Source organism: Pseudoalteromonas sp. 20-92 (genome assembly GCF_030847595.1).
Classification (GTDB): domain Bacteria; phylum Pseudomonadota; class Gammaproteobacteria; order Enterobacterales; family Alteromonadaceae; genus Pseudoalteromonas; species Pseudoalteromonas fuliginea.
In genome coordinates this window covers 71,057-93,669 of the sequence record NZ_JANJGQ010000010.1, presented here as the reverse complement: position 1 = coordinate 93,669, position 22,613 = coordinate 71,057, and the positions used below count along the sequence as shown (strand labels likewise).

At 37.7% G+C, this 22,613-nt stretch carries 14 protein-coding genes; 9 read left to right on the top strand and 5 right to left on the bottom strand.

Annotation, left to right across the window (positions count from 1 at the left end; translation table 11 throughout):
• The first annotated feature begins 46 nt into the window (after window positions 1-46).
• From NRL14_RS10990 to NRL14_RS10970, 5 genes are all read left to right on the top strand, one after another.
• A complete protein-coding gene (locus NRL14_RS10990; protein ID WP_149605080.1) occupies window positions 47-862 on the top strand; it encodes a thioesterase family protein in 816 nt (271 codons plus the stop codon).
• A gap of 184 nt (window positions 863-1,046) precedes the next feature.
• Window positions 1,047-2,213, top strand: coding sequence for a paraquat-inducible protein A (locus NRL14_RS10985; RefSeq protein ID WP_244958515.1), 1,167 nt, complete (start codon window positions 1,047-1,049; stop codon window positions 2,211-2,213).
• Window positions 2,210-3,865: an intermembrane transport protein PqiB gene (gene pqiB / locus NRL14_RS10980; RefSeq protein ID WP_149605078.1), complete on the top strand. Its 1,656-nt coding sequence runs from the start codon at window positions 2,210-2,212 to the stop codon at window positions 3,863-3,865. Before NRL14_RS10985 ends, pqiB begins: the two co-directional genes overlap by 4 nt.
• Entirely contained in the window at window positions 3,865-4,473 is a 609-nt protein-coding gene (locus NRL14_RS10975; protein WP_149605077.1) for a PqiC family protein, read from the top strand. The genes pqiB and NRL14_RS10975 overlap by 1 nt, the downstream gene beginning before the upstream one ends.
• A 421-nt stretch (window positions 4,474-4,894) precedes the next feature.
• The gene (locus NRL14_RS10970) at window positions 4,895-9,391 is read left to right on the top strand and encodes a di-heme oxidoredictase family protein (RefSeq protein ID WP_306724669.1); all 4,497 of its coding nucleotides are present in this window, start codon (window positions 4,895-4,897) and stop codon (window positions 9,389-9,391) included.
• Between the two features lie 617 nt (window positions 9,392-10,008).
• Here the strand turns inward: NRL14_RS10970 and NRL14_RS10965 are convergent.
• On the bottom strand, window positions 10,009-12,186 hold the full coding sequence (locus tag NRL14_RS10965) for a discoidin domain-containing protein (protein WP_306724668.1): 2,178 nt from the start codon (window positions 12,184-12,186) through the stop codon (window positions 10,009-10,011).
• A gap of 972 nt (window positions 12,187-13,158) precedes the next feature.
• Window positions 13,159-16,041, bottom strand: a complete 2,883-nt coding sequence (locus tag NRL14_RS10960) for an insulinase family protein (RefSeq protein WP_306724667.1) — start codon at window positions 16,039-16,041, stop codon at window positions 13,159-13,161.
• A 240-nt stretch (window positions 16,042-16,281) separates the two neighbouring features.
• On the opposite strand from NRL14_RS10960, the gene NRL14_RS10955 reads away from it, so the two are divergent.
• Complete coding sequence (locus NRL14_RS10955; RefSeq protein ID WP_306724666.1) at window positions 16,282-16,698, top strand: MAPEG family protein; 417 nt, start codon at window positions 16,282-16,284, stop codon at window positions 16,696-16,698.
• 67 nt (window positions 16,699-16,765) lie between these two features.
• Here the strand turns inward: NRL14_RS10955 and NRL14_RS10950 are convergent, their stop codons facing one another.
• Window positions 16,766-17,506 carry a peptidylprolyl isomerase gene (locus tag NRL14_RS10950; protein ID WP_096794498.1) on the bottom strand — a complete coding sequence of 247 codons (741 nt, stop codon included), beginning with the start codon at window positions 17,504-17,506 and terminating at the stop codon, window positions 16,766-16,768.
• Between the two features lie 249 nt (window positions 17,507-17,755).
• Here NRL14_RS10950 and NRL14_RS10945 point away from each other — a divergent pair, with 249 nt between their 5' ends.
• Window positions 17,756-17,941 carry a hypothetical protein gene (locus tag NRL14_RS10945; RefSeq protein ID WP_149615182.1) on the top strand — a complete coding sequence of 62 codons (186 nt, stop codon included), beginning with the start codon at window positions 17,756-17,758 and terminating at the stop codon, window positions 17,939-17,941.
• A gap of 86 nt (window positions 17,942-18,027) precedes the next feature.
• Window positions 18,028-19,647, top strand: coding sequence for a bifunctional UDP-sugar hydrolase/5'-nucleotidase UshA (ushA, locus tag NRL14_RS10940; RefSeq protein ID WP_306724665.1), 1,620 nt, complete (start codon window positions 18,028-18,030; stop codon window positions 19,645-19,647).
• A gap of 29 nt (window positions 19,648-19,676) precedes the next feature.
• Here ushA and NRL14_RS10935 read toward each other — a convergent pair whose 3' ends face one another.
• Together NRL14_RS10935 and NRL14_RS10930 are read right to left on the bottom strand one after the other, a co-directional pair.
• Window positions 19,677-20,621: a hypothetical protein gene (locus NRL14_RS10935; RefSeq protein ID WP_306724664.1), complete on the bottom strand. Its 945-nt coding sequence runs from the start codon at window positions 20,619-20,621 to the stop codon at window positions 19,677-19,679.
• Window positions 20,614-21,510: a hypothetical protein gene (locus NRL14_RS10930; protein ID WP_306724663.1), complete on the bottom strand. Its 897-nt coding sequence runs from the start codon at window positions 21,508-21,510 to the stop codon at window positions 20,614-20,616. Before NRL14_RS10930 ends, NRL14_RS10935 begins: the two co-directional genes overlap by 8 nt.
• A gap of 221 nt (window positions 21,511-21,731) precedes the next feature.
• Here NRL14_RS10930 and NRL14_RS10925 point away from each other — a divergent pair, with 221 nt between their 5' ends.
• The gene (locus tag NRL14_RS10925; RefSeq protein WP_306724662.1) at window positions 21,732-22,586 is read left to right on the top strand and encodes a S1/P1 nuclease; all 855 of its coding nucleotides are present in this window, start codon (window positions 21,732-21,734) and stop codon (window positions 22,584-22,586) included.
• Window positions 22,587-22,613 lie beyond the last annotated feature (27 nt).

Genomic DNA, 22,613 nt, shown 5'->3' with positions numbered 1-22,613 from the left:
GGTTGTGTTATAAATTTATTAAATCGCACTTTAAAAGGACATCTTCATGCATTTTGAACAATTACTTCTCCAAGCTTCAAAAATTGGAAGTTCAGACAATACCGAACAATTAACTAGCACAATGCAATTTCCAGAAAACTGGTGCCAAGGCAGAACTGCTTTTGGTGGGCTATCAGCCGCACTGTTGTATCAAGCAATCAGAGGAAAAGTATCCAATGATCGTCGCATACTCTCACTCAGTACAAATTTTGTAGGGCCATTACTTGCTGATACTCCTTTTTCGTTATCGGTAGAAATACTACGACAAGGTAAAAGTAGTACACAAGTACTTGCCAAAGCCATTCAAAATGAACAAGTGTGCGTTATCGTACAAGCATGTTTTGCTAAAAGTAGAGAGTCGGGTGTTAATGTGCCCGTTTCGAAATCTTTAGGGTTAAAACCGGTAGACGAGCGCTATACACTCCCTTTTGTTAAAGGCCAGATGCCTGAGTTTTTTCAGCATGTTGATTTATGCCCACAACAAGGCGCTATGCCATTTAGCAGCGCAGAAACTTCTCACTTAGGGGGCTGGATGCGCTTTAAGCACACCCCAGAGCAAATAACAGAAGCGCACGTTATTGCATTAACAGATGCATGGCCGCCTACGTTATTACAAATGTTTAAACAACCCGCTCCAGCTAGTAGCATGTCTTGGTACTTAGAGTTTGTGCAAGAACCAAACTTAACACCTGGCGAATGGCTTGGCTTTGAAGCAATCACTCATCATTCAAAAGATGGTTATGGTTTAGAAGATGGCTGTATTTGGTCACAATCAGGGGAGTTAATAGCCCTTACACGCCAAACGGTGGCGTTATTTGACTAAAAGCCCTAAAGCCAAACAATATTAAAATGTTTGGCTTTTAAAGGCTTATTCACTGTTCGCGTTGTATTAATGCATTAAATATTGCAAAATTGGACAAACATTCTTCTTGCTTGGTATTAAATTGCAAACTGTCTGCCCCTGCTGCGATCTGATCATAGACATACCTCGCATAATCGCGAAACAAATGGCGATATGCCCACATTGCCATCATAAACTTTGCGAAGCCGATGTGAATCACGACAGCCGTATTGTTGCACTGAGTTTTAGCGCTTTGTTAATGTTGCTAAGCAGCATGTTTTACCCTTTCATTTCATTTAGCAGTAGCGGCATTACTCAAACAATTACTCTACCCGATGCCGCACGAATTTTATTTAATTACGATAGCGAACTACTCGGCTTATTTATTGATCTTAGTATTATTGCCCTGCCTATGGGTTTACTCCTTATTTTGATCCCTCTGCACTTAGGGGTATTAAAAACATTGCCCGAAGGCATAGCAAGGCGGTTATTGAAATTCACGCTTGCGTTAGAGCCTTGGATTATGTCAGAAATATTTTTAATCGGTGTGCTGGTCAGTATGGTTAAAATTATGTCGCTGGCTGATATTAGCTTTGGGGCAAGTTTCTGGGCTTATGTAGGGTTTGTTATTTTATATATAGCAGCACTTGTTCACTTAAATCGCCCGCGTTTATGGGCTCAAATTAAGCCTGTAAAAATACTCGAAGGCGCTGATAACGCAAAACGCGCAATTGATGAAAATATTAAAGCCTGCCATGTATGTCACCAACTATGCACCGGTGATATATGCCAGCGTTGCCACACTAAAACACACATCAGAAACCCTTATAGTGTACAAAAAGCAACTGCATGGTTAATAACCTCTGTTATTTGCTATATTCCTGCTAATGTTTTACCAATAATGCATACCACTAGTTTAGGTGATGAATCCCCCTCTACATTAATTGGTGGTGTAATTACACTTTGGAAGAGTGGTTCCTATCCCATTGCTGCCATTATATTTTTAGCCAGTGTGGTTGTACCGCTTGCTAAAGCGTTTGTGCTGAGCTTTTTATGTATTATGGTTACAAAGCCTGCAAATCGGCATACAAAAAGTTATACTCGAATTTATCAACTGACTGAGTTTATTGGAAAATGGTCAATGATAGATGTATTTGTCGTTGCTATTTTAGTTGCCTTGGTACAGCTTGGTAATTTAATGTCGGTAACTCCAGGTCTTGGCATTGTATTTTTTACAGTTATGGTATTATGCCAAATGATGGCTGCCCATGCCTTTGACCCACGACTGTTGTGGGATTCACCTAAAAATAAGATATCAGAGAATAAAGCATGACCGAAACTGCTGAAATAACAAAAGAACCGAAGATTTCCGCCATCTGGATCATTCCGGCAATTGCGCTTTTAGTGGGCATGTGGATGCTATATCAGTATCAAGCAAATAAAGGCCCTACTATTTTTATCGAAATGCCACAGGCCGAAGGTATTATTGCAGGTAAAACGGAAATAAAAGTACGCAGTGTAAAAATAGGTCAAATTGATCATGTTCGGCTATCCGACACGCAAGACAGCGTAATTGCTCGCGCGCAAATAGATAAAAATTACAATAAATTATTAACCGATGATGCAAAAATTTGGGTCGTTAAACCTCGCATTGATGAAACAGGTATTAGTGGTATGAGTACTCTTTTATCAGGTGTTTATTTAGAGTTTTCTCCAGGAGAAAGTAAAGAGCTAAAAGAAAGGTTTACGCTCCAAGATGAACCCGCACTTATCGGTAAAGACGTTAAAGGCGGTCGCTTTAAACTCCTTAGTTATAACGCTGAAGTACTTGATGTAAGCACCGGTATATTCTTCAAAAATTATAAAATAGGGCAAATAGAAACCGCTACTTTTGATTGGGAAAACCAAGCAATGAAGTATGGCGTGTTTATTAAAGAACCTTATCAAAACCTCATCACTATGAATTCTATTTTTTGGGTGAACGCGGGTATTGAAATTGACCTCTCTGCAGACGGTATTAATATAAATACTGGCTCTTTAAGCAAACTTTTAAAAGGCGGTGTTTCTGTTGGGTTACCTGAGCAACAGGCACCGGGTGAAATAGCACAAGATGGGCATAGCTTTTCATTAAGCCAAAGCTATAAAGAAGCGTTAGAAGAGCGCTTTTACGACTTTGATTACTACCTAATTGAATTCGAACAATCCGTTAGAGGGTTGCGCACAGGAGCGCCTGTAGAATATAGAGGTATGCGTGTAGGGACTGTTGTAGAAGCCCCTGCTAATGTAATTGTTAACGGTAAGCCCGCTCACTTTAGAAACCACAATACGGCCGTTCCGGTACTTATAAAAGTAGAATACGGACGCTTGTATCATGACAGTGCTTCAGCTAAAGAATATTGGCAAGGTAGTTTAAAAGGCTGGATTGAAAGTGGGATGCGCGCTTCATTAAAGCCCGGCAATTTATTAACGGGTGCGGTGTATGTTGATTTTGATATATATCCCGACGCACCCGCAGCGCATTTAGGCAAACTTGTTCAATATGATGTTTTTCCAAGTATTTCCAGCGGTATAACCGTATTGGCAGATCAAGTATCTGATGTACTCAATAAAGTTAATGACTTAAAAATTGAAGATAGCTTAGCGCAAATGCAAGCGACATTTACTGACTATCGAGCGCTTGCTAATGAAATGCGAGAGCTACTGAGCCAAAAAGATACACAAAACTTACCAGGCGACTTTAACCGTAATTTTGAGAAAATGACAAAAAGTATGGTGCAATTTGAAGTAACCATGCGTCAATTCGACAAAACAATGGCCAGTTACCAAGCCGGTTCTGAACTGCATCATCAAATACAGCAAACATTAAAAGAATTTAAACGTTTAAGTGAAGGGTTACAACCGCTTACTCGTGGTTTGAACGAGCAACCTAATATGCTAATTTTTGATAAATCATTACCCGCAGATCCAAAACCAAGGAAGCAATAATGAAATCGTTATTTTTAACTGCAAGTTTATTATTACTATTGTCAGGTTGTAGTTCATCAATACAAACTGCGACACAGTATTACCAGTTTGAACAGCCAATAGGCGCTTCGTCTCGAAACATTGCGGATACAGATGCGCAACTAAGAATACAAACTGTTGTACTCAGAGGCGCTTTAAATAATTTGGGCATTGCTATGAAAATAGACAGCAACCAAATTCATGCTGCTAATTACAACCTGTGGGGTGAATCGCCAGATGTAATGCTTACTGCCACAGCCCAGCAAACACTCTTTAATGCTATGCCAAATTGGATGGTTATAAAGGGCTTACCGGTCATTACTGAACTCGATCAACAAACATTTTATGAACTTGAATACGAAATTCATCACTTTAATGGCGATATGGAAGGTAACGCTGATATTTCAGGGCTCTGGCGCTTGTACTATACACATCCAGAAACCGGACGACGTCTTGTAAGTATTCATAATTTTTCAAACATAGTGCCTATTGATGATGACGGCTATGACGGTTTGGTATCAACGCTTGAAAAAATATGGCTAAACATCAATTTAGATATTGCTAAAAAAATTGGCCAATCGAATTTTTAATCAACCTCAAAATATATCTTCAATTTTTCTTCTGGTGCGTAGTTTACTTCGTTAGCCTGATCGTGATGGTGCTCTAGCAACACCTTTTTTACTTTTTTATTAAATATATCGTAAGGCTCTTTTGTATTAAATTTATAATGACAAAATTGTACCTATTTTATATCATCTTCACCAACACCAAAAACAACCCATAAGTACTTACAAACCCACTCAAACCAATACAATAGTATCAATAAAAATCATTAAACAGTAGCAGGTAAACTAAAAAGCAAAATACTTTGTTCACAATTAAATTTCGAACACATTTAATTTAATGAGTTAGTTATCTATTTTTGTAGCAAAAAGACAGCGCTTTTTTAAATTTATTGCGTCTACTTTTACTAATGATTTGTTTAATAGTAGAGATATCAGGAACTACCATATGAAAAAGAAAATACTACTCACAGGATTAGCAATCCTTTTGCTGTGCCCAACAATACACGCAAATGCTGCCATTGGAGATCTAATCTGGGAGGAGAATTTCAACACATTAGATGATGAAATATGGACAGTTGATGTTGGAGACGGGTGTGACCAAGGTCTCTGTGGTTGGGGGAATCAAGAGCTCCAATGGTATGCTAAAAGTAATGCATACATTGATAACATACCCAATGAAGCGGGAAATAAGGCTCTCATTTTAGAAGCTCGAGATGAAGCAAATAATGGTTATGCCTTTACTTCTGGTAAAGTACAAACTAGCAATAAAATTGCTGTAAAATATGGCATGATCGAAGTGCGTATGATGGTACCCGATGTAGGTATTGGATTATGGCCTGCAGCATGGTTACTAGGTACTACAAATCAATCTTGGCCTGCCAAAGGCGAAATAGACATGATGGAAATGGGCCATAAAGCACAAGCACGCGTGGATGCAGGCTTTCCTGGGGCTGATATTAATAGCTACGTTGGGTCTAACTTAATTTTTTACACCGACGATGCCTGTAGTGATGGTAATCCTACATGTGCTGCAAGCATTGCTTGGCAAAACGATAATGCGCACGTATCAAATGAGCCATTAACAAACCGCTTTGTAACATATCGCACTTACTGGACCGACTCGCAAATACGCTTCACTGTTGAAGATAACGGTGTTGAGGTTGATATGTTCGATGCGCCTTTTACTATCACCGAAGAATCAAGCGAGTTTCAGGCTCCGTTTTATTTGTTACTAAATTTAGCTGTTGGCGGCAATTTCACAGATGCAATTACGAACAGCCAAGTTACTGCGGTAAAACCGGCTAAAATGTATGTGGATTATGTACGAGTATATGAATTAGATGGCCAAGGTGAAGTATTCATTGGTGATCAAACTATTCCTGAAAACGGCAGTTTAGGTATATATTCAGACATAACAGACACAAACAACCAGCTTGAAATTGGCGCAAGTGCAGATATTTTTGTGTGGAATACACAATCGATCACCGAAGGCAATGAACTACCATTTGAAGGCAGTAATGTTATTTCGTGGGATTACACGTCTAAAAATGAATGGTTCGGTGGAGGTATTCAAGCACGCGAAATTAGAGACCTAAGTAACTTTACAGAAGACGGTGTATTAAGTTTTAAAATTAAAATACCTGCTGACGTGTCTTTCAAAATAGGCATTGAAGATACTTATACCAATATAAATTGGATTGAGTTTCCTGCTGATGAAGAACATTACGGATTAGTTCGTGATGGTCAATGGTCTACTGTAAGTATTCCTGTTGACGAGTTACGTGGTGAATTAATAGCACTGCAATCATTAAAAGGCCTTTTTTATATCGCAAGCCTTGATAATGATTTACCAACAGCCCCATTTGAAATGGCAATTGACGACATTGTATGGTTAGGTGGCGCAACCACCTCAACGCCAGATGATACAGATAACGACGGTGTATTAGATATTGATGATATCTGTCCAGATACTCAAGTTGGCAACAGTGTTGATAATAACGGTTGTGAAATACTAACTGCACAGAGTGTGCGCATTGAAGCTGAGGATTACACTAGCTACTATGACAAAACACCGATAAATATTGGTGGCGAATACCGTGATGATGCCGTTGATGTTCAAAAAACAACAGATCAAGGCGGCGGTTACAATGTTGGCTGGATTGAGCCTGGTGAATCTCTGAGTTACACATTAGATTTAGGTGCAGGTACATACAACATTAGCGCACGAATTGCCTCTGCAGTAACGGGTAGTTTTACGTTATCTATTGATGATGAAGTGATTACAAACAATACGGCTGCGACAGACGGCTGGCATGTTTATGAAACTCTGTTTTTAGACACTGTCAGTTTAGATGCATCACAACACACGTTAACTATTACCGCTAAATCAGGAAGCTTTAACTTTAATTGGCTCGATTTGGCTCTTGTAGAATCAGAGGTTATTGATACCGTTACTGACAGTGATAATGACGGAGTACTTGATGAGCAAGATGAATGCTCAGGAACTCTAGCAAACACAATTGTTGATGAAACTGGTTGTGAGATTGCACAAACGAATACTTTAGATATTGAAATCACCTCACAAACTTCACTTGATTTTATTGTTAATACCCCTGATTGGGCTGATGTACATTATATTGTTAATGAAGGTACGCAACGCAATTTTAGAATGACCAACAACAGCGATAGCAATACAAAAAGTCTTACTGGGCTTATCGATGGCGATAAAATTGTTTACTCTTTTACATATTTAGATAGCGACTCTAGAGTAAAAACGTCACCTTGGTTTAACCTAGTCTTTAGCAGCACAGCATTCGTCGATAACGGTGACAACAACGATAACGGTGACAACAACGATAACGGTGACAACAGCGATAACGGTGACAACATCGATAACGGTGACAACATCGATAACGGTGATAACAGCGATAATGGTGACAACAGCGATAACGGCGACAATCCATATGATACAGATTTAACAAGCATTGTTCCTTTATTTGACGCCAATACCCAGCTTGAACAAGCTATCTCATTTGACAGAGGTGACGCATTGGTTACTCGCTTTGCTGATCGCGGCCGTGACCGTCATGCAAAAGAAGATCAATTCCAAGCCTATGATCATTATTTATCTCACTATTGGCTCCACCGTACAGCACAATTTGAGTTTGTTGATTACGTTGCCAAAGGCGGCTCAACGTTAGAAATAACGTTTATAACTGAGTGGAAATTAGGTGCAAAAGAGCTTAGAGCTTGGTATCGCGGCTTGAACACAGTTGCTGAGTACCATGGTAATTTAGGTGGTAACGTTGTCGAGCTAGACAATGGTAGCTACGATAATAATTTCAATAGAATTAGTGACGATGGCGACCAATATCGCTATCAGTTAGTGATTGATCGATACCGCCCTTTAAATTGGTCAGCATCTGATAATATTCCTTTAGCCGTAGGCCAACGTATGGAATTTGAAGTAAGCCAATTTTTAGACGATGTGCCTGAAGGGCGTGAAAACTATTACGGTACAACCTACTTATATATTGTAGGTGAAGGCCTTGTACCGTGGAAAACAGTGGGTGAATTTGAAGACAAAGAATCTGAACGTGAAGATTCTTACCCAATAGCAGAAAATGGTCGTCTTGGTGGCGGCACTACTTTACCTTACAATTACACTGCAGAGTCTGACAACCACTTCATGCAAATGGCGACTAATTTGTCTAACATCAATGGGCAAACATTTGTAAAAGGGCGTCGTGTTCATCATACAAACTTTAACACCGGTGGGCATGATGAAAGTGTTGAAAATGGTATATTTACAGAACTTGTTGGTAAAGCAGGCCCTAACTATGTAAATGCAACTTGTGCAGGTTGTCATGAAAGAAACGGACGCGCATCAGTTGCTGATGTAGGCGAACCATTAGATAAATGGGTGTTTGCAATTGCAGACGAAAATGGCCAACCAGATCCTCTTCGTGGATATATTTTACAACCTAACAATATTGGTATTAATTCAGATTTAGGTGAAGGTACAGTTAAAATTGCTTCATGGACTGAAAATAATGGCTTGCGCTCACCTAATTATGAGTTCTCAAAAGGTCGACCTGCACGTTTTTCTGCTCGCTTAGCACCACAACTAGTCGGTTTAGGCTTAATCGAAGCAATAAGCGAAGAGACAATATTAGAACGTGAGGATGAAGCAGATCTTAATGGAGATGGCATCTCTGGCAAAGCTCGTTTATCCACTGACCCTATAACAGGCGAAACGCGTTTAGGACGATTTGGTTATAAAGGTAATGCAACAAGTATTATGCATCAAGTTGCTGGCGCATTAAATACAGATATGGGTGTAATGACATCGGTATTGCCAACTCCTGATTGTGGGCCAGAGCAAACAACCTGTGGAAATAATACAGGTAGTGAGCTTGCTGATGAACACCTAAATGATTTAGTTAAATATGTTTCTTTATTAGGTGTTCGTGCACAGCGCGATCTTGATGATTCAAGTGTAATATTAGGTGAAACGATCTTCAACGAAACGGGTTGTGAAAGCTGTCATAGAAGCACAATGAAAACCAGTGAATTTGCTGTACACGCAGAGCTTCGCAGTCAAACTATTCGCCCATTTAGTGACTTATTACTCCATGATATGGGTGAAGGTCTAGCTGATAACTTAGGTGGCGGAAATGCAACCGGTGCAGAGTGGCGCACAGCACCACTTTGGGGCCTTGGTTTATCCGCATGTGTAACCGCAGGAGTAACTAATCCAACAGGTTATCAAGGTGACGACGTGTGCATACCTGACGCAAACTACCTTCATGATGGCCGTGCACGTACTATTAATGAGGCGATCATGTGGCACGGTGGAGAAGCAGAGCAATCACGTATTGCTTATGAATCTCTGAGTAATACAAGACGCTCAGCCTTGTTGGCGTTTTTAAACTCACTATAAGACATCGCAATAAGAACGACATTCACATCAGTATAAATTACTGATGTGAATGTTTCGCTATTCAATCATCCACTGCGTAATCATTCACTTCTATTTAACTAAACCTCTGTAAACCCTCCCCCGTTACATCATTTATTTATAAGATTAAACAAATCACTTTGATACATAAAAACACAGCCTCAAATTTAAAGGATTGAACACTGCGTCTATAAAAATTTTTATTCACAAAAAATAACAGCGTATGAATAAATAATATCATTTTAAGCTGATAGCCAAATAAAGTAGATTAGATATGCTTTCATGATTACACGTACCAATATAAAGAACTTGAGGATCACTCAAATACACAAACGGCTAGGTTAATAAGTTTTAAAGGCTGAGGATCACTGCCAAGGCAAATAACAAATACGTAAACGGTTAGGTTATAAACTTTAAAGGCTTGAGGATCACTGCCAAGGCAAACAACAAATACATAACGGTTAGGTTAATAAGTTTTAAACGCTTGAGGCTCACTGCCAAGGCAAATAACGAATACATAAATGGCTAGGTTAATAAATTTAAATAAAAAAACCCGTATAGCAAACGCTATACGGGTTTAGATTCGTTATTCGTAAAGATTATTTTGTTTTACGAACGTATGTTACGTCTGTCATTGTAATTTTAGACGTTGTAATACCAATTTTCTCAAAACACTTTTTAAAGCTTGAAGAATCACCATGTGTTCCACAATTATCTGTACCTTCAGGGTATTGTGATTGCAGGTAATTACCAAACTTAAAGTATGACTTTGAATCATCTTCAACAACGGTTTCTAAATCTTTACCAAATGCAGATACCTTAACAACACCATAATCATTTAGTACATGAAAAGTGAATGAATCACCTGACTTAATAGTACCTAGGGCTTTTTTCTCTTCCTTTCCGCTTTGATTACGTATACGAACATATACGTCGAATATACCGTTTTCAGCTTTACTATCAGAGAAACCAGGCTCATCAGTATCAGAAACGTAAAGTTTCATAATCGTACCAGTATCACCTGCGTGATGCTGTGCAACGATTGTTTTACCACCTTTAGAAAGGTCAACTTTAATAGTTGCTTGGAACTCTTCGTACGTATCCGTCATCGCAATACGTTTACTTTCTTTGATTTTGTACTCATGACGCCAACCGTTACCGTTAGGCGTAGTCACTTGCTCTTCAAGCGCAAGGAATACTAAAGTAGAGTCGTTAATTCTTGGGTCACTACCCTCTAGGTCAAAAAGTGAACCATTAGTGATGTTTTCAGGAATAACTAAATCTGGAATTGACTCACCTGGATCTGTTGGTTCCGTAGGCTCTGTTGGTTCCGCAGGCTCTGTTGGTAATTCAATTGGGCTATCTACTAATTCACCACAACCGTAAAGTTGTGCTTCTAGTAAGCTATTCCATTGAGAATCTTCAGAAGAGCTATTTCCTTGGCCTATTACTCGAATAAAGCGCGCATATACGTCGCCTAGGTTATTCTGATTTAGCTCTTCATTTCCTTTGGACTCTCCACCCGTAAGAATTGAATCCCAGTTAACACCATCTAATGACGCAGCAATGTCAAAATAAGCTGTGCGCTTATCCGCTGAGTACCAAGCAGTTTGAATTGAATCAATTGTTGTCTCGCCACCTAAATCTAACTGTAACCATTTACCGTTACCTTTAGAAGACCAACGAGAAGAGTCTTTCAAAGAATTATCTACAGCAAGACTTGGCTTATAATTACCGCTTGATGAACCATCATCAGTAGCTGAAGCGCTTAAGCGTGTAATTGGGCAAGAAGCTGGTGGCTCTGTTGGTTCTGTTGGTTCAGTTGGTTCAGTAGGCGTTTCAATTGGACTTTCTTTAAGTTCATCACAACCGTATACTTCTATATCTAGTAAGCTATTCCACTGTGAGTCTTCAGATGAGCTATTACCGTAACCCACAACTCGTACAAAGCGAGCGTAAACATCGCCTAAATCATCTTTATTAAGCGAGTCATCACCTTGAGATTTAGCATCTGTTACTACAGGAGTCCAGTTTTCACCGTCTAGTGACGTTTCAATATCAAAGTAAGCAGTACGCTTGTCGCCTGATAACCACGCTGTTTTAATACTATCAATCGTAGTTTCACCACCTAAATCAAACTGGATCCACTTACCATTGCCCTTTGAAGACCAACGTGAAGAGCTAGTTAAAAATCCATCGATCGCCTTTTCTGGTGAGTAGTTGTTGTTATACGAACCATCATCGCTAGCTTCGATAACTTCTAACTTAGTCACGCCACACTGTTCTGGAGCAGGAGTCGGTTCAGTTGGTTCAGTTGGGTTTGTAGGTATAGAATCAGCTCTAACTATTTGTATATCATCAAAGTAACCATGCTGGAATTCGTCATTAAATTTAGTGTAAACTTGAATTCTAGAACGTGACTTAGAATTAAATGGAACAACAGCTTTACGCCATTTGCTCACATCAAACACTACTTTTTTTACTACATCATAACCATTATTAACACCAAACTTACCAGAACCATTTACATAGCCTGTAAGAATGTAATCTGTATTTTTTTCAACGTCAATCCATTGGTGTACGCGCGCTGGTGAGCCCATTAATTGCAGAGATTGCGTACCAGAATTACTTATAATTGATGCACGTGCGTCATCAATTATCGTCCAATATGTTAGGCCACTTTCAAAGCCTGCGTTTTTAATAACAACTGCATCTGCATGCATTGAACCCGTTAACATTATCGCAGCAAGCGGTAATATTTTAAATTTTCCAATCATTATTTTTTCTCATTAATTTATTTAAATTACTTACCCACAAAAAAATACCAGTACTTTATAACTACATTCAAAAATAAAAGCAGGCTTATAGTTTGAAGGGGACGGCAATTTACCTTCTTAAGGTACTAATTGCAAGCCAATATTTAAATTAAAAAATAAGATACAAAATTACTATTCGTTAACAAATGTTAACTTGTGGAGGTTAAAACAAGTTTCTTATGGATTTTACGAATATTCAAGGTAGGTTCCGATGACGCATGCTAGCAGAAGTTACTGTTGATGAGTAAATGGATAAACCGAACTTTTCCTTATTATTTAACCTGAACTCTGGATAATAAATCTATCTCGCTCAGCTATTTTCAACGCTAACTGCGTTGAATTTACTTGCAATAGGCTGGCTAGAGAAAATAAATTTAAATATCACTTTAATTCAATAAGTTAGTAAATATTTTAACCGGAGTTCAGGTTATACCAATCTGATCATATATGGGGTCTATTTAACGATAAGAAAATTTCGCTAGAACTAGGCAGAAATTTTTGTATCTAGTTGTTCTAAATAAAAATTTTTAACAACACTGTAGAGTGATTTAATTCGATAAATTGTTAAAATATTTACACAGGTTGGTATTATTTACGGAAAAATTAGAATTTGCATTAGGGCATGTGATCTTTGGTGGTTTAATTTCCAGCAATGTGTTTGGTTTTTAAGCAAGGCAGAGCGTATGGTGTTTATTCCCCATAAATAGGCGATAACGAAGCATAAATACCAAACATGCGCCGCGATTTAATCGCCTCTAGATTGAAAAAATTTCAATCCACACAGGTCAACACGCCCTAGTAAAAATAATAAACTTTTAGCTAAACCATTAAAATATAAATATTAAAAATAACGATTTTAGAAGTGAAGAGTTAGTGTATAAAAGTAAAACCAGTACATTTGCACCGGTTTCACTTTACATATAACAGAGCGTATTACTTTTGTAACTTGATGCCATTGTAATAGGCATCAAGCGTTGTGATTTTAGTTTGATTTGGTAAATCAGCAAAGTCACTTTCTATAAACTTAGTACCGCGTAATTGCACATTTAAACGTGCGGCATTAGGGTTAAGCATTGTTTGCTTGTAGTAATCTTTTATATCTGCAAGCGTAACTTTTTCAACTTCATCAATCAGCTTTTGCTTAGAATCAAAGGTAAAGTTTTCACGGTACCAATCGTTTATAAGTGGGCTCATTTCATCACTTAAGTTTTTAGGCTGCTCTTTAAGTGATACAAGGGTAGAGTTTTTAAGCTGCTCAAAAGTCTCTTCGCTCATGTTATCAAGTTCAACTGCGTATTCTTTTTTAAACCTATCAAAACGAGCTTGTATTTCTTTTGGTCCTTTAACCGGTGTTTGAATATACAAACCAATTGCTGAGTAATCTTCAATTGGGCGAGCTAACGCACCTACTGCGTATGCAAGTTGCTCCTCTGTACGCATTTTATCAAACGCAACTGTTCTAAAATGACTTTGTAATACAGCCGCTTCTGCTTTTTGTTTATAACCGGCAACAGGATGAACGGTCATATCAACCACCGCTACATCGGCTACATCAATATCTTTTTGCAGTACCAGCGTTTCGCCAGGTTGTGGCAACCACGCTTTGCTTCGCGCAAATTCACTGTGTTTATGATTACTTGGTAATGTTGCACTTAATTCTTGTGCAATCGCGTCTATATCTTGCTGATTGTAGTTACCATAACTAAATACGCGTAAATCGTTTTGTGCAAACGTAGCTGTTTTTAATTGTGCTAAGTCGGCAACACTCAGTGAGTCAGCGGCTTTAATAAGCGCATCTGTATCAAAACCACCTGTACGCGTTAGCTTTGAATACTCGCCAAATGCTTGTGCGTATGGAAACTGCTTTTGTTGGTTTAGTAAATTACGTTTAAAGCGATCAACAGCTTGGCTAAATGCTTGTGCTGTTTCATCAGCTTTTAATCCGGTTAAAGCTTGTTTAAGCAATACATCTTGCTTATCTGTAAAACCACTCATAGATAAAACAAGACCATTACTCGGTGCTAAGCTTACGCTCATACCGGCGATTGCTGCTTCGGTACTTAACTGACTTTGTTGAATATTATATAAATCGGCCCAAACAGAATAAAGGACTTCTGCTTTAATATCGTTCAAACCGGGTTGAGTATTTATATAAACTTCAACAAGCCCTTTTGGCTGCTCTGCAAATTTTTGACTTGCTTGGCGCCATACTTTTACACCATTTTTATCGTAAGCAAGCTCTGGGTGTTTTTGCTCTTTAAATGCTTGAGTTTTTATTGCAAAATTTTCAGGCAATAAATTGTTCACTGTTGGTAGTGCTAACTTAAATTCGCTTGGTTTTTTCCAGCTGGCGATTTCATCATCGCTAATGTCACTGATGCGGTATTTACCGTCGTAAAAGTGTAGTTGTGAGTCTGTCTCTTCTTGCTGCGATACATACCAAATACGAAGGGTGTCGGCATTTAACTGCTCAAGTACATTGTTTACGGCGTCAGCGTCAAACTTTGCATAATAATAAGGTGCATTAATAGCGTGATTTAACGGATAGTCTTGCATGCTTTGCGTAAGCGAGCTTACATAATTAAACTCATCACCTTTTTCTAAGAACTTAAACTGGTTATTTAGTGATGTACGAATTTCGTTGAAGTACTTGCTATCAACGCCTTCTTTTTTAATTAAATCGATGTACTGCATAATAGTCGCAACTATTTCGTCACGATTTTTCATGCCTTCATCTGTAAGCTCTATATTTACATTTAACGAACCGTAGTTGCCATATTGATTTGGTGCAGCTGAAGCTGAAAGCTGAGACACCCACCCTTTATCACGAAGAAGTTGCGCTGGGCTGCCCGGCATTTCATTACTTAGTAAATACGCTACAAATCGGTTTGGTTTAAGTGCAAATTCGCTATTATTATTAGCAATGGTGAAATCAAGCTGCAGCTGTTTTACATCTTCATTTGGTGCATAAAACACGCGTTTTCCGCCAGCGTTATCAAAATCAAGCTTTGCAGTCACTGTTGGTTTTTCGATGTTTTTATTTTTTATATCAGCAAAGTATTTTTGCGCTTTTTGCTCCATTTCAGCAATAGGTAAATTAGAAATAAGCGCAACTTTCATAATATTTGAAGAGTAATATTTATTATAAAAATCGACGGTTTCCTTATGCAGCGAGCTGCTTTCTTTATCGCCAAGCGTTTCTAGGTTACCAATTAAAAAGCGATTAGCTGGGTGATCGCCCATCATTTTACGCGCGAGTTTAAACTGACCAAAAAAGTCCATTTCGCGGCGCATTGACCACTCTGCGTTTACTGCATTTTTTTCTTTGTCTGTGTATTCTGGGTATAGCTTTGGCGCTTTGAAAAAATCGGCAAAACGATCTAATCCTTCATCAAACGCGTCGTTATTAATTTTAAACATGTAATTGGTAATATCGAGCCACGTATACGCGTTGTGCGCGCCACCATTTTTGGTCATAAAATCAGAATACCCTTTTGTATCTGGGTAACGATCTGTGCCTAAAAACAGCATGTGCTCTAAATAATGCGCCATACCTTGCTGCGACATCGGGTCGTGCAGTAAACCAACACCAACGCTTAGTGCCGCTGCTGATTTTTCAGCTCCCGGATCAGACACTAAAATAATTTCAATGTCGTTTGCCAGCTTAAGTGTTTTATATTCGCGGTTATCGTTAGGACTTACGACTAACGTATCTGATAGTAAAGAGGCCTGAGGCGCCACTGAAACCGAAGCCGTATTTGAACAACCACTTAAAACTGCAAGTGCGATGGCACTAAAACCAATAATCTTTTTCATTTTTGTTTTCCATTAAAAAGTATTGCGCAAAATAGCGTGCGCCAATTCAAAGCAATATAGTTAAGCTAAACTAACATTTTCAATTAATAACTTTCTACAAAATAACGCTATTTTGTGTAACACATTGTGAAAAATGACTTCATAATCGAATATTAGATTGGGAATCTGAAAACCTTACAAGATTAGAAATCATTCAATATCAAAAGATACACAAACTCTAAATAATAATAAGGAAAAATAATGGAAAAAATCATCATACTTGCCATGTTCACACAAGTTACACTTTCACTGGTTGTTATGCTCATTATGGGTAAAAGGCGCTTTGCAGCAGCTAAAAATAAACAACTAGATTTAAGCGATTTTAAAACAATGCAGTTAGATAAGGCTGGCGACACTATTAGGGTTGCAGATAGGAACTTTTCGAATCAGTTTGAAATACCTGTACTTTTTTACGCGGGATGTTTACTTGCACTACAACTAAGTAGCGCCAGTACACTTGTGGCTATACTGGCCTGTTTATTTGTAGCAACACGAATTGTGCATAGTGTTATTCATTTAGGTAAAAATAACGTACGCGCACGTTTTAACGTGTTTTTACTGGGTTGTATTTGTGTGTTTTCAATTTGGCTTGCGATGGTTTGGCGAGTATTATTTTAAATAGCAAAGTTTAATAATAGTAATGTGGACGGCAGGTTTACGCCATCCACATTACCGTTAATTTTAATTATTTAGCACGTTTTAAACGAGGTAACGCAAGTAAAAAAGCACCTAAAAGCCAAATTAACCCGCCGCCAGAGCTACTACCTGAATCTGTTGATGTGTCAGCGTCAATTAACGTATTTGCAGTGACTGTAAGCCCTGCTGAAGAATTCGGGTCATCATCCATTACAGTTACGCTTTGAATAGTCACTAAATTAGCACTGCTAATCGTTACGTCATTGCTTGAACATTGTTCAGCAGTAATATCAACAACTGGAGTTTCACCACAGTGCACCAAAGCTGCAATTTTATCTAAAGTAGATTGACTCGCTGCAGTAATTTGTCCGAACACAGTAAAACCACCATTTTGCGTATCAAGTGCAGCACTGTTATCGGTGATATTGAAAAACCACTGACTTGTCGCGCTATTAGCATCACCTGATAATTTAGCCATAGCAATTGTACCCTTAACATTAGAAAAAACCGGCTCATTTATTACAGTAGGCTTTGTCGTAATCGCATCTAATGAATCAGAAAATGTAAATCCACCACCTTGAATAACGAAATTACTGACAGAGCGGTGAATCACTGTTTCGTTATATGAATCATCTTGAACATAACTTAAAAAATTTTCGACTGTTTTAGGTGTTTGTTGATCAAAAAGGTTAATTTCTATCACACCTTGGCTCGTGTTCATTTCGACAATAGTAGCGGTGCTTGTAAAACTTGCTGCAGCGAGTACTGAGCCAAGTAAAAGTTTTTTCATGTTACATTCCTGTTGTTATATTTTTTAGATAAGTAGTTAATACGTTAACACATTAATACCATAGGCGATTAAAATCGATTCTAAAGTTCAAGTTGATACAAATTAGACCGTGTTGATAACAAATTAATTACATACATCATTATTTATATGCTTTTTAGCTATATAAATTTAATTATTTACAAATAAATCATCTAAAAAGCGTGACTACTTTTTGTTACTTTAAAAACACACAAAGAATAGGACCCAACAATGCCACACACTAAACATACAATTTGTGATTTTGGTTTACACAAAGGTGAACCATACACAAAACTACCGGCGAGCTTTTTAACATGGATGATAGGTACTAATCACAGCAAGCGGGAATATGCGAATACCGAATTAAGGCGTCGTGAACGTGCTGCAACAAATCAATTAACTACACCTTCTAAATAAAATGTAAATAAGTACGTTTTTTAGGATTAAACTAGTTTAAACTATCCGCTCAATAAATTAAGTAGACCTTAATCCATAGGTATTTTATGCGTATTATTATTTTATTCTCAATTATTCTTAGTGTACTTGGTTGCACTTCATCATCAACTAGTAGTCCTTCAACTCAATACTTAACTGTTCTACATACAAATGATAACCATGGACGTTTTTGGCACAATGAAAAAGGCGAATACGGCATGGCTGCACGTAAAACGCTTATTGATTCGCTTCGAGCTGAAGCGAACAAACAAGGTCATGCCGTTTTACTACTCTCTGGTGGTGATATTAATACGGGTATTCCTGAGTCAGACTTACAAAAAGCAGAACCTGACTTTAAAGGAATGTCGCTGATTGGTTACGATGCAATGGCATTGGGTAATCACGAATTCGACAACCCTATTGATGTTTTAAAGCAACAGCAAAAATGGGTGAACTTTCCTTTTTTATCAGCCAATATATTTGAAAAAGAGACAGGCGAGCACGCGTTTGATAGCTATAAAATATTCAAAAAAAATGGCTTAACTATTGCCGTTATTGGATTAACAACAACCGACACAGCTAAAATTGGTAATCCTCAGTATATTGGGCACTTAGAGTTTAAAGACCCTGTTGACGTTACCGCAAAACTAGCTAAAGAAATAAAAGCTAAGTACAATCCTGACATTACAATCGCCCTGACTCATATGGGTCATTATGTTGATGCTAGCTTTGGTATTAACGCACCCGGTGATGTAACACTTGCTCGCTCACTTCCTGCAAACACGCTAGATATGATCATTGGTGGCCACTCTCAAGAACCTGTATGTATGAGCGATACAAATGTAAATGACGATAACTTTAAACCAGGTCTTGCCTGTAAACCAGACCAACAAAACGGTACTTACATTATGCAAGCCCATGAATGGGGTAAGTATGTGGGTAAAGCTGAGTTTAAACTTGAAAATGGAAAATTAACGTTACTAGACTACAAATTGATGCCAGTTAATTTGTATGTAGATAAAGTACAAGCTGATGGCTCAACTAAAGAAGTATTAGCGAACGAGTACATTAAACCAGACTCAAAACTTGAATCTTATTTAGCGGTATACCAAGCTAAAGGCGCTAAACAAATTGAAGGTACCATTGGTGAAGTAGATGCTCGTTTAGAAGGTGACAGAAACAAAGTCCGCTATCAACAAACAAATCTTGCACGCGTAATTATTCAAGCGCAAATGGATGTAGTGGGTGCAGACTTTGGACTGATAAGTGGTGGTGGCATTCGCAGCTCAATTGATGCTGGTGAAGTAAGCTATAAAGATATTTTAAAAGTACATCCTTTTAAAAATCGCATTACTTATATGGATTGGCAAGGCAGTGATTTATGGGATTATTTAAATACAGTAACGAGCTTCCCACCGGATGCAGGTGCCTATTTGCAATACCATAAAATATCGTTTGAGCGTAAAGATGGACAGCTAGTTAATGTGCTTATTAATGGCCAGCCTTTTAATAAACATAATACGTATAGAATGAGTCTAAATAGCTATAACGCATCAGGCGGTGATGGCTACCCTGCGCTTACAAATAAAAAGGGGTTTGTTAGTACAGATGAAACAGATGCCCAAGCCCTTCAAGACTTTATATCAAAAAACAGCCCTCTTAAAACGGCTGAGTTTGCTCCTAAGTAAATAAAGATAATAAGAGGAAAGTAGCCAAGCTACTTTCCTCTTATTTCGATATTGCCTTTTCTAATATTTGCCAGCCCATAACTATGCAAACGAGAGCGAGAGCCCTCACCATACGCCTTTGGTGGATAATATAATTCTTTCTCTTCAGGGCATTCGTTAAGTACTTCATCTAGTGCCGCACGTATTTCACTCAACGTTTTTTCAAGACTATTATTAAAGTTTGGTCTTTTTCTAACTGTGTGACCAAGTTGGACTAACCTATAAAAATACTTGTTAGCAAGCTCTAGCAGTTCCTCAGGTACATCTTTATTATGACTAAGTGCTACATCATCGTTATTTGTACAATACTCTATAAGTGCTAAATAAAAGCACAATGGCTTATTGGCTAAACATATTTTTTGTTCTGGGTTACAACTACTAGATAATGTTTTATCGTTAAGATCAACAATAAGTATCAGCGGCGTAGGCTCTACAATTGATTGATGCTTTGCATTATTAAACTGCTTATTGCTTTGTTTAATAAACGCAAACTTTACCCAAAAACTAATCAACACACTTAATACCAAAAATATAAAATAATAAATAAAATGACTCAGCGGAAAGTGAATGTGTTTAACACTAAAAACAACTAATACGAGTCCGTTATTTGTGCTCAAATTACGTATTATTTGGCTTGAGTTTATAGGTGTTGCCATTTCGCTTTTTGGTGCAATAGCAACAACTTTAAGCCCACTCATATTAATGTAGCTATTTAAGATTTTGATATAGCTGTTAACTGCATCTTTATTACCTGAATGCTTAAGCAGCTCATTTGGTAAATCAAGTAATGGTAAATCTAGTGCTATTTGCCTTTCTATCTGCGTTATTTTTTGTTTAGTTACTTGCTGGTTTTTTTGAGTTACAGAAATATAAAAAACAGACGATAAAGTTAAAAACAAGCAAAATAAAACAAACAGTTGTTTATATTTACTCATCACTAACTTCCTCTTTTAAGTTTACTGAACTAGTACCGCAACTCCAAAATGGCTGTACGTTTTGATAGTAATGCAAACTTTGATCTTTAGACATATCAAGTAAATTTGCTTGCACTGCACACAATAAATCAGTATTGTTTTGCTGCATTTTTAAGTACCATCTTGTTCCTGAAATGTTATTACTCAATGGCGTAATATAGTTTTTAGAAAAACGTTTTTCGTCGCTCTTTTTCCAAAACGAGGCAATAATATCTACTTTTCCGTCGGCGAGTAAATCACGTAATTCGTTATGAGAGCTAGCATAAGTGATTTTCAAATTAGCTAAATTTATATCCAACTCTTTAAACGTCTGCTTTGGTAAAATATGCCCTGAGCGGCTGGTCGGATAATCAAGCAAACCTATGCGCTTATCTAAAAAGTATTGTTTTGTGATTCGAGGCTTTTCTTTAGAAGATATAAAAAAAGCCGTGTAGTCAGAAAAGCCAACAACAGGCTGGTAGTTATAGGTCGACTCTGCTTTAAAGGCTGCCATAATATTATTTTTAGCCAAAATTAAATCAGCAATACCTTTACCAACAAACTCAAAGCTGTCAGCCGTTCTATACCCCCAATATCCTTTTACAGAGCCATACTGCTTAGACACTACGTTATCAGAACACAAATTTTGTGTTAATAACTTGGCTATTTTTTTTGATTGCGTAAAAACAATCAATTGGCTTTTATTACTTGTTGCTGTTGTTTGACACTCTGTTGAGGTTTCGATCATAACTGGGAAATGCAAATCATCGTTATACACACTAACTTGTCCACAAACCCACGTAACGACCAATAAAATAAACAAAAATGTAACAATTAACGTTTTATGTAACACGATATTTTTCAAATTCAACGCAGTGCCACTCAAAAATAAATCATATATTGCATTTGAACAACTTTACTTACTTATTACAACAAGTAATTTTACCTGTTAATTATAAGTCATTGATTTTAATCACAAGTGAATAAGAAAGTATGAATTTTAATAAGTCCTTCCTATCAACATTAAAAGTGAGGACAATTGACCGCATTAGCTTATAGCAACCCCATGAAATATTCATTTAGGAAGTTCTAATGCATAACAATATAAAATACTCGATATCTTCTGTGCTTTTGATTAGTGCAATATTCACAAGCACTAACTCATACGCTTGGGGTCAAAATGGCCATCGTATTGTAGGGAAGATTGCAGAATCTCATATAAGCGAAACAACAAAAACGGCAATACAACCCTACCTTGATGGTGAGTCACTTGCGCAAATATCAACGTGGCCTGATGAAATGCGCTCTGCTCCTGGCGACTTTTGGCAAAAGAAATCATCTCGTTGGCATTACATTAACGCAGCCCCAGGAAAATCTTTCAGCTTCAATCACGATCACACTAAAAACAAAGAATCTGTAAGTAATATCCTAGAAGGCATTCACTATTCAATGCAAACGCTCACTGATAAAAATAGCACCTTGGATGCTAAACAGTTCAGTTTACGTTTTTTAGTACATTTGGTGGGCGACAGTCACCAACCATTTCATGCTGGTCGAAGTGAAGATAGAGGTGGTAACCGTATTAAGGTTTCATTTTTTAACGAAGAAACAAATCTTCACAGCCTTTGGGATACAAAGTTAGTTGAGAACGAGAATTTATCGTTTACTGAGTACGCACAATTTATTGATACAAATAACAGCGAGTTAATTGCTGAGTATTTACAAAGCTCACCTATGACATGGGTTGAAGAATCTCATAATTTAGCCACAAAAATTTATAAATATACTAACAACGAAATTGGTTATAGCTACATTTATAACAACACTCCAATTGTAAAAACACGCTTACAACAAGCGGGTATTCGACTAGCTGGACTATTAAACGCCTTATTTGACCCTTCTGCAAAAGAGTTAGAAACGGCACTAAAAGTGACAACTGACAAATAAACAGTATTAAATTTATATAACCTACAC

Bases quoted from the DNA above. Each gene is read 5' to 3' on its own strand.
- NRL14_RS10990 (WP_149605080.1), top strand. From the start codon at position 47: ATGCATTTTGAACAATTACTTCTCCAAGCTTCAAAAATTGGAAGTTCA.
- NRL14_RS10985 (WP_244958515.1), top strand. From the start codon at position 1,047: ATGGCGATATGCCCACATTGCCATCATAAACTTTGCGAAGCCGATGTG.
- pqiB (WP_149605078.1), top strand. From the start codon at position 2,210: ATGACCGAAACTGCTGAAATAACAAAAGAACCGAAGATTTCCGCCATC.
- NRL14_RS10975 (WP_149605077.1), top strand. From the start codon at position 3,865: ATGAAATCGTTATTTTTAACTGCAAGTTTATTATTACTATTGTCAGGT.
- NRL14_RS10970 (WP_306724669.1), top strand. From the start codon at position 4,895: ATGAAAAAGAAAATACTACTCACAGGATTAGCAATCCTTTTGCTGTGC.
- NRL14_RS10965 (WP_306724668.1), bottom strand. From the start codon at position 12,186: ATGATTGGAAAATTTAAAATATTACCGCTTGCTGCGATAATGTTAACG.
- NRL14_RS10960 (WP_306724667.1), bottom strand. From the start codon at position 16,041: ATGAAAAAGATTATTGGTTTTAGTGCCATCGCACTTGCAGTTTTAAGT.
- NRL14_RS10955 (WP_306724666.1), top strand. From the start codon at position 16,282: ATGGAAAAAATCATCATACTTGCCATGTTCACACAAGTTACACTTTCA.
- NRL14_RS10950 (WP_096794498.1), bottom strand. From the start codon at position 17,506: ATGAAAAAACTTTTACTTGGCTCAGTACTCGCTGCAGCAAGTTTTACA.
- NRL14_RS10945 (WP_149615182.1), top strand. From the start codon at position 17,756: ATGCCACACACTAAACATACAATTTGTGATTTTGGTTTACACAAAGGT.
- ushA (WP_306724665.1), top strand. From the start codon at position 18,028: ATGCGTATTATTATTTTATTCTCAATTATTCTTAGTGTACTTGGTTGC.
- NRL14_RS10935 (WP_306724664.1), bottom strand. From the start codon at position 20,621: ATGAGTAAATATAAACAACTGTTTGTTTTATTTTGCTTGTTTTTAACT.
- NRL14_RS10925 (WP_306724662.1), top strand. From the start codon at position 21,732: ATGCATAACAATATAAAATACTCGATATCTTCTGTGCTTTTGATTAGT.